19 protein-coding genes are annotated in these 15,843 nt (G+C 63.2%); 9 read left to right on the top strand and 10 right to left on the bottom strand.

Features of this window, described 5'->3' with window-relative positions; all coding sequences use genetic code 11:
- Nucleotides 1–42: 42 nt before the first annotated feature.
- From FMZ75_RS09925 to nifB, 7 genes are all read right to left on the bottom strand, one after another.
- The gene (locus tag FMZ75_RS09925) at nt 43–267 is read right to left on the bottom strand and encodes a nitrogen fixation protein NifZ (RefSeq protein WP_109027617.1); all 225 of its coding nucleotides are present in this window, start codon (nt 265–267) and stop codon (nt 43–45) included.
- Entirely contained in the window at nt 264–560 is a 297-nt protein-coding gene (locus FMZ75_RS09930; RefSeq protein ID WP_018267910.1) for a nitrogen fixation protein NifZ, read from the bottom strand. Before FMZ75_RS09930 ends, FMZ75_RS09925 begins: the two co-directional genes overlap by 4 nt.
- Complete coding sequence (locus tag FMZ75_RS09935) at nt 557–1,366, bottom strand: 4Fe4S-binding leucine-rich repeat protein (protein ID WP_142862404.1); 810 nt, start codon at nt 1,364–1,366, stop codon at nt 557–559. The genes FMZ75_RS09930 and FMZ75_RS09935 overlap by 4 nt, the downstream gene beginning before the upstream one ends.
- The gene (locus tag FMZ75_RS09940) at nt 1,356–1,898 is read right to left on the bottom strand and encodes a hypothetical protein (protein WP_109027615.1); all 543 of its coding nucleotides are present in this window, start codon (nt 1,896–1,898) and stop codon (nt 1,356–1,358) included. The genes FMZ75_RS09935 and FMZ75_RS09940 overlap by 11 nt, the downstream gene beginning before the upstream one ends.
- 17 nt (nt 1,899–1,915) lie before the next feature.
- On the bottom strand, nt 1,916–2,269 hold the full coding sequence (locus FMZ75_RS09945) for an iron-sulfur cluster assembly accessory protein (RefSeq protein WP_142862403.1): 354 nt from the start codon (nt 2,267–2,269) through the stop codon (nt 1,916–1,918).
- Complete coding sequence (locus FMZ75_RS09950) at nt 2,266–2,499, bottom strand: 4Fe-4S binding protein (RefSeq protein ID WP_004448253.1); 234 nt, start codon at nt 2,497–2,499, stop codon at nt 2,266–2,268. The genes FMZ75_RS09945 and FMZ75_RS09950 overlap by 4 nt, the downstream gene beginning before the upstream one ends.
- A gap of 148 nt (nt 2,500–2,647) precedes the next feature.
- Complete coding sequence (nifB, locus tag FMZ75_RS09955; RefSeq protein WP_108917367.1) at nt 2,648–4,207, bottom strand: nitrogenase cofactor biosynthesis protein NifB; 1,560 nt, start codon at nt 4,205–4,207, stop codon at nt 2,648–2,650.
- Nucleotides 4,208–4,595: 388 nt separating this feature from the next.
- Between nifB and FMZ75_RS09960 the strand changes: the two genes are divergently transcribed.
- From FMZ75_RS09960 to FMZ75_RS09970, 3 genes are all read left to right on the top strand, one after another.
- On the top strand, nt 4,596–5,075 hold the full coding sequence (locus tag FMZ75_RS09960) for a M48 family metallopeptidase (RefSeq protein ID WP_166142548.1): 480 nt from the start codon (nt 4,596–4,598) through the stop codon (nt 5,073–5,075).
- 122 nt (nt 5,076–5,197) lie between these two features.
- On the top strand, nt 5,198–6,970 hold the full coding sequence (nifA, locus tag FMZ75_RS09965) for a nif-specific transcriptional activator NifA (RefSeq protein WP_166142550.1): 1,773 nt from the start codon (nt 5,198–5,200) through the stop codon (nt 6,968–6,970).
- 24 nt (nt 6,971–6,994) lie between these two features.
- Nucleotides 6,995–7,753 (top strand): 4Fe4S-binding leucine-rich repeat protein, encoded by a 759-nt coding sequence (locus FMZ75_RS09970; RefSeq protein WP_207783373.1) that lies wholly within the window; start codon nt 6,995–6,997, stop codon nt 7,751–7,753.
- A 121-nt stretch (nt 7,754–7,874) separates the two neighbouring features.
- Here FMZ75_RS09970 and FMZ75_RS09975 read toward each other — a convergent pair whose 3' ends face one another.
- Nucleotides 7,875–8,465, bottom strand: coding sequence for a hypothetical protein (locus FMZ75_RS09975; RefSeq protein WP_166142552.1), 591 nt, complete (start codon nt 8,463–8,465; stop codon nt 7,875–7,877).
- Entirely contained in the window at nt 8,449–8,868 is a 420-nt protein-coding gene (locus FMZ75_RS09980) for a group II truncated hemoglobin (RefSeq protein ID WP_142862674.1), read from the bottom strand. The genes FMZ75_RS09975 and FMZ75_RS09980 overlap by 17 nt, the downstream gene beginning before the upstream one ends.
- 345 nt (nt 8,869–9,213) lie before the next feature.
- On the opposite strand from FMZ75_RS09980, the gene groES reads away from it, so the two are divergent.
- The 6 genes from groES to FMZ75_RS10010 all read left to right on the top strand — a co-directional run bounded on the left by groES (nt 9,214) and on the right by FMZ75_RS10010 (nt 14,653).
- Entirely contained in the window at nt 9,214–9,501 is a 288-nt protein-coding gene (gene groES, locus FMZ75_RS09985; RefSeq protein ID WP_018267899.1) for a co-chaperone GroES, read from the top strand.
- 47 nt (nt 9,502–9,548) lie between these two features.
- Complete coding sequence (groL, locus tag FMZ75_RS09990) at nt 9,549–11,186, top strand: chaperonin GroEL (protein WP_142862675.1); 1,638 nt, start codon at nt 9,549–9,551, stop codon at nt 11,184–11,186.
- Between the two features lie 175 nt (nt 11,187–11,361).
- Nucleotides 11,362–11,502 (top strand): aa3-type cytochrome c oxidase subunit IV, encoded by a 141-nt coding sequence (locus FMZ75_RS09995; RefSeq protein WP_108917361.1) that lies wholly within the window; start codon nt 11,362–11,364, stop codon nt 11,500–11,502.
- 124 nt (nt 11,503–11,626) lie between these two features.
- Nucleotides 11,627–12,757 (top strand): Re/Si-specific NAD(P)(+) transhydrogenase subunit alpha, encoded by a 1,131-nt coding sequence (locus FMZ75_RS10000; protein ID WP_166142554.1) that lies wholly within the window; start codon nt 11,627–11,629, stop codon nt 12,755–12,757.
- Nucleotides 12,758–12,802: 45 nt separating this feature from the next.
- On the top strand, nt 12,803–13,252 hold the full coding sequence (locus FMZ75_RS10005; RefSeq protein ID WP_166142556.1) for an NAD(P) transhydrogenase subunit alpha: 450 nt from the start codon (nt 12,803–12,805) through the stop codon (nt 13,250–13,252).
- A 3-nt stretch (nt 13,253–13,255) separates the two neighbouring features.
- The gene (locus FMZ75_RS10010) at nt 13,256–14,653 is read left to right on the top strand and encodes an NAD(P)(+) transhydrogenase (Re/Si-specific) subunit beta (protein WP_142862678.1); all 1,398 of its coding nucleotides are present in this window, start codon (nt 13,256–13,258) and stop codon (nt 14,651–14,653) included.
- 142 nt (nt 14,654–14,795) lie between these two features.
- Here FMZ75_RS10010 and holA read toward each other — a convergent pair whose 3' ends face one another.
- The gene (holA, locus tag FMZ75_RS10015) at nt 14,796–15,824 is read right to left on the bottom strand and encodes a DNA polymerase III subunit delta (RefSeq protein WP_166142558.1); all 1,029 of its coding nucleotides are present in this window, start codon (nt 15,822–15,824) and stop codon (nt 14,796–14,798) included.
- Nucleotides 15,825–15,843 lie beyond the last annotated feature (19 nt).

A 15,843-nucleotide genomic window follows, 5' to 3' on the forward strand; every position in this document is an offset into this window, starting at 1 on the left:
TTTAGCAATGTTCATACCGCGAGTCGTGTGAAAAATCGCCGATCAGACCGGCTCGATCTCCTCTTCGAAACAGCCGATCACGGTCTTGCCGCCGAATTCGACGATATAGACCGGCGTGTCGCTCTCGACATGCTGGCCGATCTGGACGATTTCGCCCGGATCGCCGGCTTTGACGAGAAGCGCCTCGGGCTCATGACCCGGATGCGAACCGTCGTTGAAGAGATCGACAGTGGCGCGCACCCGCATACCCCAGTCATATTTGATCATTGAGCCGCCTCTTGGGTCACCACCTCGACGGGCTCGAGCTCCTTTTTGCGCATTCCGACCTTATAGCCGGTCTCCACGAACTCGACGCCGTAGATGTAGAATTGCTGCAAAAATGTGCCGATGCTCGAGACGTAGCCGATTTCGCCCTTTTTGACGAGAATCTCGCCGACATCCTTGCCGGGGAAAGTTCCGTCGTTCCGCACGACCTTTTTCGACTTGACCTTTTCGCCATAATTGAAGGCAGGCGGGTCGTTGAGCTCGACGGCGCCGTCGTCACGGTTGATATTGCTCATATCCGTTCCTCGATGTGGCTGTGGTTGCGCTCGAAAGCCTTCTTGCCGGACGGATCCGGCGTCGCGCCAAGACGCGCCGCCGCGGTTTCCTGCACGATCGGATCCTCGTCGGAGAGAAGCGGTCGAATGTCTGCGAGAGGGGCGCGGCGCGCCACCTCATAGCGCACGCGCCAGTCCGAATCGCCGATGAGATCGGGAAGCTGCGCGACCTCGAGCCGCTGCGTCGCCTCGAAGCGAACGCTCGCATCCGCGTCGGTCGTCATGCGCTTCAGCGCTTGCGGCGCGATGCGCTCCGCCACGACGCGCCTGACCTCGACCTCGGCGTCGTCGATCATCAGCACGAGGAGATCCGGCGAGATGCGACGAGCGACGACTTGGCGAACATAATAGTCGCGATCCTCGATCATCGGCAGAAGATCGATGGGATCCAACCGATGCGCGACACGGATGCGCACCTCCCGGTGCGGATCATTGCGAAGCTTGAGAAGATAGCGATCGGGAAGCCGCCGGGCCGCGGCCCAGCGAACGGTCTCTTCGGGATCGTCCAAAAGCGCTGGAAGGAGAAAAATCTCCACGGCCTTGGCGGCCCAGGCGCGCACTTCGAAATAGGGATGCGCGATATAGTGGCGCGCCAGTTCCGGATTCCAGTCGAAGAAGCGGTCGATCCGACGCGCATAGCGGTCGAATACGCAGGCGCGAAGCGGCTTGCAGCGCCCCTCGGCCAAGAGCTCCTCATGGGGACATCCGGCGCATTCGACAGGGACGCCGAGCCAGTCGACGGCTTCGTCGATCTCGTCAGTCGACATCTTCGGCCTCCCGTTGCGCGAGAACGGTGAGCAGCAAAGTGGCGCCGACCTTGTCGGTCGGGTCGAGCTCGAGGAGCTTTTGCGCGGCCTCTCGCCCTTCTTCATGCTCGCCCATGCGCATCTGCAGATAGGCATAGCCTTTGAGCACGAACATGAAGAAACGCGGCAGCACGGCCTCGTAATTGGCGAAGTCGGCGTCGCCCTTTCTCACTTCGCGCCAGTCGAGAGGCAAGGAATTGTCGATCGCCGCACGTGTGAGGCATGTCTTTGCGATCTCGAGCGTGTCCTCGAGACGATTCTTGTAAAAATAGAACCGGTAGAGCCCGATCAGCACCGCCACATGGGTCGGAGCCAGGCGACGCGCCTCGAACAAGTGCTGTTCCGCGACATCGCCGAGATGGTAGGAAAGCGCCGCTTCGCGGAGATGACGCTCGGCTTCCGCCGGCAATCCAGCGCCGAAGACAGGGGAAGAGAGAATCTCGTCTCCCGTATCGAAGGCCTCATTGCGTAGAGCGCCATCTCCGTTCAACATGAAGCGTTCCTATCCACTCACGCCACAGGGAGCTCCGGCAGCTCGACGACCGTCTGCGTCGTCGAGGAGCACCCGCAGGCCTTCGCCTTGGGATCGATGAAGGAAAAGCCGGTGGAGGTGGCCGTCTCCTTGAAGTCGATCGTCACGCCATCGAGCAGCAAGCGGCTCTGCGCAGGCAGAAACAGCTTGAAGTTCGGGAAGTCGAACGCCTGCTCGCCCTCACGCGGAGCCGGCTGGACGGAGAATTCCGCGCTCATGCCCGAGCAGCCGCCGGGAGAAACATAGAGGCTCAGACCATAGCCCGGACCGCCGTCGAACATGACGAGGCGACGGATGAACTTCTCCGCGGCGGGAGTGAATTGAATGTTCATGCCGCGCCCCCGGCAGCCTGATAACGCGGCAGCGACGTGTCGATGACGCAGGTGTCGTCGACCGGGCACACGGCGACGCATTGCGGCACGTCGAAATAGCCGATGCACTCGGTGCACTTCTTCGGGTTGATGACGAAGGTTCCGTTCTTCTCGGAAATCGCCACATTGGGGCATTCAGCTTCGCACGCCGAGCAGGACGTGCATTGCGAAGCAACGATCTTATAGGTCATCTGCTTGCTCCTCCATCGAGCCGTCATTGAGTTCGAGAATCGCAGACCTTCGATAACTCGAATTTTCCGCTCATTCGGCGCTTCGATCGAAGCACGGGCCGCAACGCGGCTCGTGCTTCGATGTTGGCGAATGTCTATCGCTTCGGTGTCAGGCCGTGATGAAGGCGCCCTGACGGATGGTCGCGTCGCCACGCTCCTTGTGCTCGATCTCGCCGCTCTTCACCTTGTCGAGATAGCGCTTGAAGTAGGTGATCGCCGATTGCTCGATGAACTCGAAGGCGAATTCATCGACCGGATCGATGCCGGCCTTGACCAGATCGTTCTTCGGGCAGCCGCCGATCTTGGCGACGAACACCGCCGTGCAATCATTGATCGCGCGGATGATCGTGTCGAGGCTGTCCTCCTCGCCATAGCCGCCCTGGCAATACAGGTCGACACGGCGATGACCGACGAACTTCGCGCCAGAGGTGCTGAGCTCGTAGATCTGGAACTCCTTGGCGTGACCGAAGTGCTCGTTGACGCGGCCGCTGCCCTTGGTCGCCACGGCTATCAGGATCTTGATGTCGACATTGTCCTCGCCGGCGAGCGTCGCGAGCTCGGCGTTCTTGGCGGCGGCGACCTTCAGGCGCTCTTCCTCGACCTTCGTCTGATAAGCCTTGCGGCTCTCGAGATCATAGGTCACTTCCATGGCCATGATCTTGTCGGTCGTGAACTCGGCGCTGCGATCCTCGCCGAGCAGCCCGACCGCGTCGGCGCGGCACTGGCGGCAATGGCGCATCATGTTCATCTCGCCTTCGCAGCTGTCCTGCAGCGCCTTCAGCTCCTGAGCCGTCGGGCCGCGCTGGCCGTTGAGGCCGAACACGGTGCCGTGCTCGGGGGACGAGATGAGCGGCATGATGTTGTGCAGGAAGGCCCCGCGCGACTTCACCGCCCGGTTCACCTCGACGAGATGCTTGTCGTTGATGCCCGGGATCATGACCGAGTTGACCTTGCACAGAATGCCGCGCTCGGTCAGCATCTCGAGGCCGCGCATCTGATGCTGCGTCAGGATCTCGGCGGCCTCGCGGCCGTAGATGCGCTTATGGTTGTAGTAGATCCAGGGATAGATCTGCGCGCCGACGTCCGGATCGACCATGTTGATGGTGATGGTGACGTGATCGACATTGAACTTGGCGATCGTGTCGACATGCTCCGGCAGAGCGAGACCATTCGTCGACAGGCAGAGCTTGATGTCGGGCGCAGTCGCGGCGATCAGCTCGAAGGTCTTGAAGGTCTTCTCCGGATTGGCGAGCGGGTCGCCCGGGCCGGCGATGCCGAGAACGGTCATCTGCGGGATCGTCGACGCGACGGCCAGAACCTTCTTGGAGGCCTGCTCGGGCGTCAGCTTCTCGGAGACGACGCCAGGGCGCGACTCGTTGGCGCAATCATATTTGCGATTGCAGTAGTTGCACTGAATGTTGCACGCCGGCGCGACCGCGACATGCATACGCGCATAGTGGTGATGGGCTTCCTCGCTGTAGCAAGGATGATTCTTGACCTTGTCCCAGATTTCCTGCGGCAGGTCGTTCTCGCCGGCGCCCGAGCCGCAGCTCGCCTTGCCGGAACCGCCGGAGGTGCCGCAGCCCTTGTGCTCGGCGATCTTCTGCATCACGTCGTCGATCGATTCAGCCCCGCCGACCGCGGCGGTTTCGGTAGAAAGAGATTCCATGTTCGGTTCCTCACGATTTGAAGAGTTTCAAACCCTTGCGGAACGCAGTCGCGACATATCCGTCTGCCATTGCGCCGGCGCTGTCGCGGAAGCGGTGTCCGGGCCCGAGGTTCGCAACAAGCGTGCCATGCCTCGACGCCGGATTAGCTGATTGAAATTATGAGACAAAAACCCTTTGTTTGGAACCTGTCCAAATACCGACACATGTCGGAAAGCGCCTCAGCAGGCTGTCGTTAACGCGACACTTTGCCGCTCGGGGGATCACCCGCCCTGCTTCCGGCGCCCGCGCGATGTCCGCGGCGGCCGCCGTTTCGCGTCACGCCGCGAGGCGACGCCGTCGATAGGCGAGGCGCGCGCGATTGGCGCGACATTTGCCTGCCGGCGCGGCATGAACGATCTCACTCGCGAATCCGACCTCGTGGACTTCGGCGAATTGTCGCCGGCCGTCAATGAACTCTTGCAGAAGGGCGTCCTCGCCTATCGAAGCGACAAGGCGCGCGCGGACGAATTGTTTCGAGAGGCGCTCGAGCTGTCTCCGCACGAGCTGCCCGCCTATTACTGCCTCTATAAAATTCATACTTATATGGGCAATCTGGAAGTCGCCTGGATCGTCGCGAATCAGGGCCTCGAGGAAGCGCTGCGCCAATGCGGCTGGCCGCTCGATCCGCATCGCTGGCCGCTGAAAGAAACGGCGCCGGGCTCGCCGGAGCGCTTCGCATTGTACACTTTGAAGGCGTTGAGCTTCATCCAGCTCAAGCGCGGCAATAAGCCGAAGGCGATGGAAAATCTGGATATTTTGAGAGTGCTCGACCCCAAAGGATACGTCGGCTGGACAGTAATTTACGAGCTTGCGCAAGGCGTTGCCTGAATCGAGCGGCGCAGGCTCGTCGTCCGCCGCGAGTCTGCCCAGAAGACGTCACGGCAACGGCACGTTAGTTGCTAATCATTCCACAGTGAACTATCGATTCCCGCGGAACGTCAGGCACGTCGATGGGATACGAAGCTGGAAGCAGCATGAACACGGCTCAGGCTCGCGCGTTCGACCCGAGCGAATCTGCTCTCGTCGGAATCTATGAAATTTCGAAACTGTTGGCTTCGCCCAACCGGCTCGAGAAAACGCTGGCGGGGGTGCTGGCGCTGTTGTCGAGCTTTCTCGACATGCGGCACGGCCTCATCGCCCTGCTCGATTCACATGGGGACCCGGAAGTGGTCGTCGGATCGGGCTGGAGCGAAGGAAACGCCAAGAAATTCTTCGAGCATCTTCCCGAGCGCGCGGTCGGCCAGATCGTCGCGACCAAAATGCCGCTGGTGGTCGAGAATGTCATGGCCTCGCCGCTGTTCGAGGGCACGGATCTCTCCGAATGGGGTCCGACGGATGGGCAGCCCTTTTCGCTGATCGGCGTGCCGATCAAGGAAGGCGACTCCGTCGTCGGCACATTGACGGTCGATCGCGTTTATAGCGACCGCTCATCCGTGCGCTTCGATCACGACGTCCGCTTCCTGACAATGATCGCCAATCTGGTGGGCCAGACGCTTCGGCTCCACAAGCTGATTGCCCGTGATCGCGATCGGCTGATGCAGGAGAAGGCCAGGCTCGAGAAGGGCGACCGGGTCGCGCATGTGGAGGCGCGGCTGGAAGGCATAAAAGGAATCGTCGGCGACAGCCCGGCGGTCAGAGCGGTCGTCGAGAAGATTCGGGTGGTCGCGAAAGCCAAATCGACCGTGCTGCTGCGGGGCGAGTCCGGCACTGGCAAAGAGCTGTTCGCGGCGGCGATCCACAATCTCTCGCCACGGCAGAGCAGGCCCTTCGTCAAGCTGAATTGCGCGGCCCTGCCCGAAAGCGTTCTGGAATCCGAGCTTTTCGGGCATGAGCGAGGCGCCTTCACCGGCGCCGCCGCCTTGCGCAAAGGCCGCTTCGAGCTCGCCGACGGCGGCACTCTGTTCCTGGACGAGATCGGCGACATCACGCCCGCATTCCAGGCGAAGCTGCTGCGCGTGCTGCAGGAAGGCGAATTCGAGCGCGTCGGCGGCACGCGGACGATGAAGGTCGATGTGCGCTTCGTCTGCGCCACCAACCGCAATCTCGAGGAAGCGGTGCAGAAGGGCGAGTTCCGCGCCGATCTCTACTATCGGATCAGCGTGGTGCCGATTTTCCTGCCGCCGCTCCGCGAGCGAAGGGGCGATCTCGCGCCGCTCGCCAATGAATTCCTGCGCCGCTTCAATAATGAGCAGAATGTCCATCTGACGCTTTCGGAGTCGGCGATGGAAGTGCTCAATGAATGCAGCTTCCCCGGCAATATTCGGGAGCTCGAGAATTGCGTCTATCGCACTGCGACGCTGGCGCGCAACGACGCGATCGTGGACAAGGATTTCTCCTGTCGCAACGACGGGTGTCTTTCCTCCGTGCTTTGGAACGGCTCGCGCGAAACCTCGATCGGCGGCCTCCATCCGCCGAGCTTCACGCCTTTGCCGATCGTGTCCAAGCCGCAAGCTCCGCCGCCGCCCGCGCGGCCCGCGGTCGCGCGGGCGCCCATCGTCGAGGAGCCGGAGGCGCCCGTCGCCCCGGCGCAACCCGCCGCCTGTCCCGGCGCCGAGAACTGTACTGTCATCGAGACGGATCATCGTTCCGATCGGGACAAGCTGATCGAGGCCATGGAACAGGCCGGCTGGGTGAAGGCCAAAGCGGCTCGGCTGCTCGGGCTCACCCCCCGGCAAATCGGCTATGCGCTTCAAAAATATGATATCCCTGTAAAGAAGTTTTGATTCCACGAAAGAAGACGGCTCCCAATGGCCGCAGAACCAGAAAGAATCAGCGACGATCCGCTCGACTGGCGCGGACGTCCCATCCGCTGCAGGGAATGCTCCCATGTGGCGCTCAATCTCGAAGGCTTGTGCCGCAAGGGCTCGGCCTGCGTGCGCGATCGACGCGCGAAACGCGTCGATCTTTTCTTTCGCGGGCATCCGCAACTGGCTGATTCCTATCTGGATCACGCCTATTTCGAGGTGCGCGCGCGCGCGGCTCGTTACGCCTCGGTCCTGCGGCTGCCGCCTCTACTCGACGATCCTGAGCCGGAGGTCCGCGCGACTGTGGCGTCGCGCCTCCCCGCCGCGCGCATCGCGCATCTCGCGCATGATCCAGAGCCGCGCGTGCGCATCGTCATCGCCAATCGGCTGGAGGGCGCGGCGCTGCTCGCCATGTATTCGGATTCGGATTATCTGGTCCGCATTCATGTGGTTCGACGCATAGCCCCGGAATTGCTCGCCATCGCCGTCCATGACGAAGATCCGGAAGTCCGGCGCTGGGTGGCCCGCCGTATCCCGTTGGACAAGCTCCATCTCCTGATCAAGGATCCGGAGCCGCTCGTCCGCCTCGTCGTCGCCGAGCGGCTGCCCGAGGACCGCCTCGTGGCGATGAGCAAAGACGAGGATCTGCGCATTCGCTTCACCGTCGCGGAGCGATGCGCGGCGGAATTGCTGCCCGCTTTCCTCGATGACGAGGACGAGCTGGTCCGCGCCTGCGCAAAAGCGCGGCTGGAAGGCGACTGACCATCTGCGTCGGCCAGCGGACCGCCCATGGCCGCGGCAGAAGCATCGCGGTAAAAAAAAAGCAATCCAGAGCCGAAACAGCCCCTGGATTGCGTGATCGAAACCGTGATGTCCGGTCGCGTCAGACCGGGCGATTCTCGTTGCGGTTGCGCACCGGACCCATCACTTTCAGGCCCTTCTCGAAGGTGATCTTCTCGAAAGTCTGGTCGAAGGCGATGCCCGCATTGGCGACGGCGTCGATCTTGCCGGCGGTCGTGGCTTTCTTGAGATCGTTCTTCTCTATGTAGAACAGCTCGAGCAGTTCGTTGTAGACTGTCGATTCGTCGATCGGCAGCACATAGAAGTTGATGCCGTCGATCTCGACCTGATATTTGCTGAGCAGATCGATATTGTTGGCGAAGATGAAATATTTGCCTTCCGGGCTGAGCAGTCCCTTCAGCACTTCGGCGACGTTTCCGAGATGCTCGAAGGAGAGGACCCACTGCGCGAAGAAGTCGAAGGTGGGCTTGCCGGCTTCCGCCACCGCAATGACCTGATCGGAGCAGAGTTCCGGCGGGCGCGCCTCATCGGCGAACTGTTGGGCGAATTTCAGGGCGAGCTTGCCGCGGAAGCCGAAGCGCCCCGCCTTCTCGGTCGGTCCCTTGTGAACCGGGCTGAGCAGCCGCTTCTGCTCTTCCAAAGTCGCAAACGCCGTTTCAGTGATGCTTGTCATGTTGATTATCCGGATCGTTACGTAGCCAATCCGCCAATTTGGCGAAGTTCTGCTTCAGGGAGTCACGCAGTCTCACATCATCGACCACCTCATCGAGCGCGCCAGTCATGCAGGCCATCCATGCATCGCGCTCGGCAGGGCCGATCGCGAAACCCATGTGACGCATCCGCAACCGAGGATGTCCCCGCTGTTCCGAATAGCTCTTCGGTCCACCCAGCCATTCGGCCAGATAGAGCTTCAGAACCGCCTTGGTGGGGCCGAGATCCGCAGCATGAATCGCGCGAATGTCACGCGCCTGCGGCAGCTCGTCCATATTGCGGTAGAACGTCTCGACGAGACGGTCGATCGCATCCTGTCCTCCGATGACGTCGAATGCGGTCTTTGTCGATTCCACGGCGTCCATTGTCATGCCTCGCGAGCAAGCAAATCATATGCCGAAGCACGGGCCTATCGCGCGGCGCGCGGCGACGCGGCGAGGCCCGCAGAACTTCGCGGAACACTCCCGCTCCGGCGCCGGACATTGCCCGAATTCGGCCGCGACGAGAGAATAAAAGGCAGGACAAGACACAAATTTATGCAATTGCGACTTTGGCGCCCGATTTCGGCGCGGCCCGCACTTGACAGGCGAGGGGGCCCCTTCCTATGTCTCGACCAGCCTGCTGGCACTCGCCCTCTTTGAGTGCTAATAGGCATTTTATTCAATCTTTCGCCCGCGCGCTCCGGCCGGGCAGCAACGAAGGAAGACGACATGGCGTTCCGTCCCCTCCACGACCGCGTCGTGGTCAAGCGCCTCGAAGGCGAAGACAAGACCAAAGGCGGCATCATCATTCCGGACACCGCGAAAGAGAAGCCCGCCGAGGGCAAGATCATCGCCGTCGGCCCGGGCGCCCGCGACGAGAGCGGCAAGCTCGTCGCCCTCGACGTGAAGGAAGGCGACCGCGTGCTGTTCGGCAAATGGTCCGGCACCGAGGTCAAGATCGACGGTGAAGATCTCCTCATCATGAAGGAAAGCGACATTCTGGGCGTGATCGCCTGAGCCGCTAGACCCTCGCACCTTATTCTCTTCAACGGAGCCGAACGAAAATGGCAGCCAAGGACATTCGTTTTTCCTCCGACGCCCGCGACCGTATCCTGCGCGGCGTCGAAATCCTCGCCAATGCGGTGAAGGTCACTCTCGGCCCCAAGGGCCGCAACGTCGTCATCGAGAAGAGCTTCGGCGCTCCCCGCATCACCAAGGACGGCGTCACCGTCGCCAAGGAGATCGAGCTCGCCGACAAGTTCGAGAATCTCGGCGCGCAGCTCGTTCGTGAGGTCGCCTCCAAGCAGAACGACCTCGCCGGCGACGGCACCACGACGGCGACCGTGCTCGCCGCGGCCATCGCCAAGGAAGGCGCCAAGGCCGTCGCGGCCGGCCTCAACCCGCAGGACTTGAAGCGCGGCATCGACCTCGCCGTCGAGGCGGTCGTCGCCGACCTCAAGAAGAATTCCAAGAAGGTCACCTCCAACGACGAGATCGCCCAGGTCGGCACCATCTCGGCCAATGGCGACAGCTTCATCGGCCAGGAAATCGCCAAGGCGGTGCAGAAGGTCGGCAATGAGGGCGTGATCACGGTGGAAGAGGCCAAGAGCCTCGACTCCGAGACCGTCATCGTCGAAGGCCTGCAGTTCGACCGCGGCTATCTTTCCCCCTATTTCATCACCAACGCCGAGCGTCTCGTCGCGGAGCTCGAGGACCCCTACATCCTCATCCACGAGAAGAAGCTGTCGACGCTGCAGCCGCTGCTGCCGATCCTCGAGGCCGTCGTGCAGACCGGCAAGCCGCTGCTCATCATCGCCGAGGATGTCGAGGGCGAGGCTCTGGCCACGCTCGTCGTCAACAAGCTGCGCGGCGGCCTGAAGATCGCGGCCGTGAAGGCCCCGGGCTTCGGCGATCGTCGCAAGGCGCAGCTCGAGGACATCGCCATCCTCACCGGCGGCCAGGTCGTCTCCGAGGATCTCGGCATCAAGCTCGAGAACGTCACGCTTCCCTTGCTCGGCCGCGCCAAGCGCATCCGCATCGACAAGGAGAACACGACGATCATCGACGGCGCCGGCGAGAAGAAGGACATCGAGGCCCGCGTCGCTCAGATCAAGGCTCAGGTCGAGGAAGTCACTTCGGACTACGACCGTGAGAAGCTGCAGGAGCGTCTCGCCAAGCTCGCGGGCGGCGTCGCGGTGATCCGCGTCGGCGGCGCGACCGAGGTCGAGGTGAAGGAGAAGAAGGACCGCGTCGACGATGCGCTGAACGCCACCCGCGCCGCGGTGCAGGAAGGCATCTCGCCCGGCGGCGGCGTCGCCCTGCTGCGCGCCATCGCCGTGCTCGGCGACGTCAAGGTCGCCAATTCCGACCAGAAGACCGGCGTCGAGATCGTCCGCAAGGCGATCCAGGCTCCGGCCCGTCAGATCGTCGACAACGCCGGCGGCGACGGCGCGGTCGTGGTCGGCAAGCTGCTCGAGGCCACGGACTACAGCTTCGGCTATGACGCTCAGTCCGGCGAATATGGCGATCTGGTGAAGCTCGGCATCATCGACCCGACCAAGGTCGTCCGCACGGCTCTGCAGGACGCGGCTTCCGTCGCGGCGCTCATCGTCACCACCGAGGCGACGATCACCGAGCAGCCGAAGAAGGACAGCGGCCCGGCTCTGCCGCCCGGCGGCGGCATGGGCGGCATGGATTTCTGATCTCCATCCGAGACAGGAAATAAAGAAGCCCCGGAGCGATCCGGGGCTTTTTTGTCGAATGCGGGGACAAAACCGCGACGATTGCGACATTGCAGGATCGAGCGCGCTCGTCTAGCATCACACTGCTTCGCCCCTCGACGGGCGAGCCGAAACGCAAGAGCGCGAGGGGAGAGAAATGGCCGACCATCATCACGAGGCTTCGTCAGACATTGCGGAGCATCTCGCCACCTATAACGGCTTTCTGACGCTGCTGAAGGTGGGAACGGCGGCCAGCGTCGTCACGCTGCTTCTGCTGTATTTCTTCCTCGCGCGCTGAAGACCCGGCGCGTCGATCGCCGATGCGCCGCTCCACGGGTCCTCTCTACAGTTTCTGACCGAATGCGAACCGCGCGGCCATCCGGCCACGCGAAACCGATTCTCCGCAAAATGGAGTTTCGTCAATGCGCATTGCTGTTCAAGCCGAGACTGACAAAAACGAGACGCGCGTCGCCGCGACGCCGGAAACCGTCAAGAAGCTCGAGAACCTCGGCGCGGAAGTCGTGGTCCAATCGGGCGCCGGAGCCATATCCGGCTTCTCCGACGCCGATTACGCCGCCGCCGGCGCCGCCATAGCGCCGAGCGCAGCAGCCGCCTCCGACAATGCCGAGGTGGTGCTGCGCGTGCGCCGACCGGCGCCGGGCGAGCTGTCCGGCATAGCGCGCGGCGCCGCAATCGTCGCCATCGCCGATCCTTTCGGACATGAGAAAGAGCTCGCCGCCCTCGCCCAGACCGGCGCGACGCTCTTCGCCATGGAATTCATGCCGCGCATCACCCGCGCGCAGGTGATGGACGTTCTCTCCTCCCAGGCCAATATCGCCGGCTATCGCGCCGTCATCGACGCCGCGGCGGAATATAGCCGCGCCATTCCGATGATGATGACTGCGGCGGGCACGGTTCCGGCCGCCAAAATCTTCATCATGGGCGTCGGCGTCGCCGGCCTGCAGGCGATCGCCACCGCGCGCCGACTCGGCGGCATCGTCTCCGCCACCGATGTGCGGCCCGCCACCAAGGAGCAAGTCGAGTCGCTCGGCGCGAAATTCATCGCGGTCGAGAATGACGAATTCCGCCAGGCCGAGACCTCCGGCGGCTACGCCAAGGAAATGTCGCCGGAATACCAAGCCGCGCAGGCGGAGCTGGTCGCGGCGCATATCGCCAAGCAAGACATTGTGATCACGACGGCGCTGATCCCCGGCCGGCCGGCTCCGAGACTCATTTCGGCGGCGGCGGCGCGATCGATGCGCGCGGGCTCGGTCATCATTGATCTCGCGGCCGAGCGTGGCGGCAATTGCGAGCTGACCAAGCCCGGCGAAACGATCATCGACAATGGCGTGAAGATCGTCGGCGCGGTCAATCTCGCCGGCCGCCTGCCGGCGACGGCCTCCAGCCTCTACGCAAAAAACCTGCTCGCCTTCGTCGAGACTCTCGTCTCCAAAGAGACGAAGGCTCTGGCCATCGATTGGAACGACGAATTGGTGAAGGCGACGGCCCTCACCCGCGACGGCGCCGTCATCGATTCGCGATTTGCGGCTTGATCGCGCCGGCCCCGTGAGGGCCGAGCGAAGAAAGGGCGTTGGCACATGGCATCCGACACGACTCAGCAAATGCTCGAAACGGCTCGCCGCGCAGCCGAGGCGACGCGCCAGCTCGCCGATCAGGCGCAATCCTATTCCGACCAGCTGGCGCAAGTGGCGGCGGCGGCCTCCTCGCACGGCCTCACCGGCGGCGTCGATCCGGTCGTCTTCCGCCTCGCGATTTTCGCGCTGGCGGTTTTCGTCGGCTATTATGTCGTCTGGTCGGTGACGCCGGCGCTGCACACGCCGCTGATGTCCGTCACCAACGCCATCTCTTCCGTCATCGTCGTCGGCGCGCTGCTCGCAGTCGGCGTCGACCCAAAGGCCGACGCCAGCGGCGGCGCGTGGTGGGCGCAATGGTTCGGCTTCGTCGCGCTCGGCCTCGTCAGCGTGAATATTTTCGGCGGCTTCATGGTCACCGAACGTATGCTGTCGATGTACAAGAAGAAGGGCTGAGCCATGAGCGGCAATCTCGCGGTCCTTCTCTATCTCGCCGCCGGAATTTTGTTCATTCTGGCGCTGCGCGGCCTGTCCTCGCCGGCGACGTCGCGACAGGGCAATCTCTACGGCATGATCGGCATGGGCGTCGCCGTGGTGACGACGCTGCTGCTGCGCGCGCCGAGCTTCAGCGGAATTTTGTTCATGTTGTCGGGCGTCGCCATTGGCGGCGGAATCGGGGCGTGGCAGGCGCGCACCGTGCTGATGACGGAAATGCCGCAGCTCGTCGCCTTGTTCCATTCCTTCGTCGGCCTCGCCGCAGTTCTCGTAGCGGGCGCTGCTTTCAATGCGCCGCAGGCTTTCGGCATAGGCGCGCCCGGCCACATCGAAGGCGGAAGCCTCTTCGAAATGTCGCTCGGCGCGGCGATCGGCGCGATCACATTCTCCGGCTCGATCATCGCTTATATGAAGCTCGCCGAAAAGATGAGCGGCAAGCCGATCCTGCTCGCCGAGCGTCACACGATCAATATTCTGCTGGGGCTGGCGCTGCTCGGCTTCACCGTCCTGTTCGCGACGACGGAGAGCGGCTTCTGGCTGTTTCTCATCATTCTCGTCGCTTTCGTGCTCGGCGTGACGCTCATCATTCCGATCGGCGGCGCCGATATGCCGGTCGTCGTGTCCATGCTCAATTCCTATTCGGGCTGGGCGGCGGCAGGCATCGGCTTCACGCTCGGCAATCTCGCGCTCATCATCACCGGCGCGCTGGTCGGCTCCTCGGGCGCCATCCTCTCCTACATCATGTGCAAGGGCATGAACCGCTCCTTCGTCTCCGTCATTCTCGGCGGCTTCGGCGGCGAGACCGCGGCGGCGACGGGCGCGGTGGAGAAGCGCCCGGTCAAGCAAGGCTCGGCGGAGGATGCCGCCTACATCATGCAGAACGCCGGCAAGATCATCATCGTGCCGGGCTATGGCATGGCGGTGGCGCAGGCGCAGCACGCCCTGCGCGAGATGGCGGACCTTCTGAAAAAGGAAGGCGTCGAGGTGAAATACGCCATTCATCCGGTGGCCGGCCGTATGCCCGGCCATATGAATGTGCTGCTGGCCGAGGCCAATGTTCCCTATGACGAGGTCTTCGAGCTCGAGGACATAAATTCCGAATTCGCCCAGGCGGATGTCGCCTTCGTCATCGGCGCGAACGACGTGACCAATCCTTCCGCCAAGACCGATCCGCAATCGCCGATCTATGGCATGCCGATCCTCGATGTCGAGAAGGCGAAGACGGTTCTGTTCCTGAAGCGCGGCATGGGCTCCGGCTATGCCGGCGTCGAGAATGAGCTGTTCTTCCGCCCCAATACGATGATGCTGTTCGGCGACGCGAAAAAGACCGTGGAGCAGATCGTCAAAGCGCTGGCGCATTGATCGAAGGCAGCGGAAGCGCCCCCTCCCTCACCCTCCCCCGCTAACGCGGGAGAGGGAAGCGACGAGCATTTCGCGAAACCTCGATGAAGCGCGGAATCTACCCCCTCTCCCGCGAAGCGGGGGAGGGCTGGGGAGAGGGCGCTCAGCGCCGCGCGGCCTGACTCGCGATGCGCAACAGCGCGCGGCCCGCCTCCATCTCCGCCAGCGCGGCATTGGCGCGGGCGCGATGATTGGCGTCGCGCAAGGCCGGCAGCAGCGCCGCCACTTTCGCCGCGGACCAGATACGCAAATGCTGCTCGAGCTGCGGCCGCTGCGAGAAGCCGAAGCCGCTGCGCATCAAAATCGTGATGCCGAAATCCGGCCGCCCCTCGCGATCCACGGTGAGCCGCGCGCGATGCAGCGCCATCGCGTAGCGCAGCGCGCCATTCAAGAGCTGTCCGGCGTCGCCGCCGCCGGCGACTGCTCTGTCGAAGGCTTCGCCCGCGGCGTCCGCCTGCCCCGAGAAAGCGTCCAGCACCAAGCGATCGGAGGCGATATTGGAGGCGTGCGCGACAATATCCTCGACATCGCGGGCCTCGATCGCGCTCGCGCCATGCTTATAGAGCATCAGCTTGGCGAGCTCGGAACGGCTCATGCGGCGATCCTCGCCGAGCGCCGCCTGCAGCAGCAGCCGCGCTTCCGGCGTGACGGAAAAGCCCGCCTCGCGCAGGCTGTTGTCGATCAGCGCATGCAGATCCTGCTCATCGTCTGGATTGCATTCGACGGCGGCGGCGATCTTGGACGGCTCGATCAGCTTGCGCAGCGGCGCATCGCGCTTCAGCGCGCCGGCGGTGAGCACGATGGCGCAATCCATCGGCGGCGCGGCGAGCAATTGCTCGAGCGGCGAGACAATGGATTTGCCGCCCGTCTCGACGATGATCGCACGCCTGCCGCCGAACAGCGGAATCGTATTGGCCTCGTCGAGCAGCGACAGCGGATCGGCGGCGACGGCGTCGCCGCTCATCTCCACACATTGGAATGGATCATGCCGATCGTCGACGCGCTGCGCGACAATGGCGAGCGCGCGCTCGCGCACGAGGCCGGCGTCGGCGCCATGGAGCAGGAACATGAAAATATTGGCCGGCGGCGCCTTCACGAAGCGCTCGGCGTCGCGGGTCTTGATGGCGGTCATGGGCGCTCGGGTAACGGCG

It is taken from the genome of Methylosinus sp. RM1 (assembly GCF_011378635.1).
GTDB lineage: Bacteria > Pseudomonadota > Alphaproteobacteria > Rhizobiales > Beijerinckiaceae > Methylosinus > Methylosinus sporium.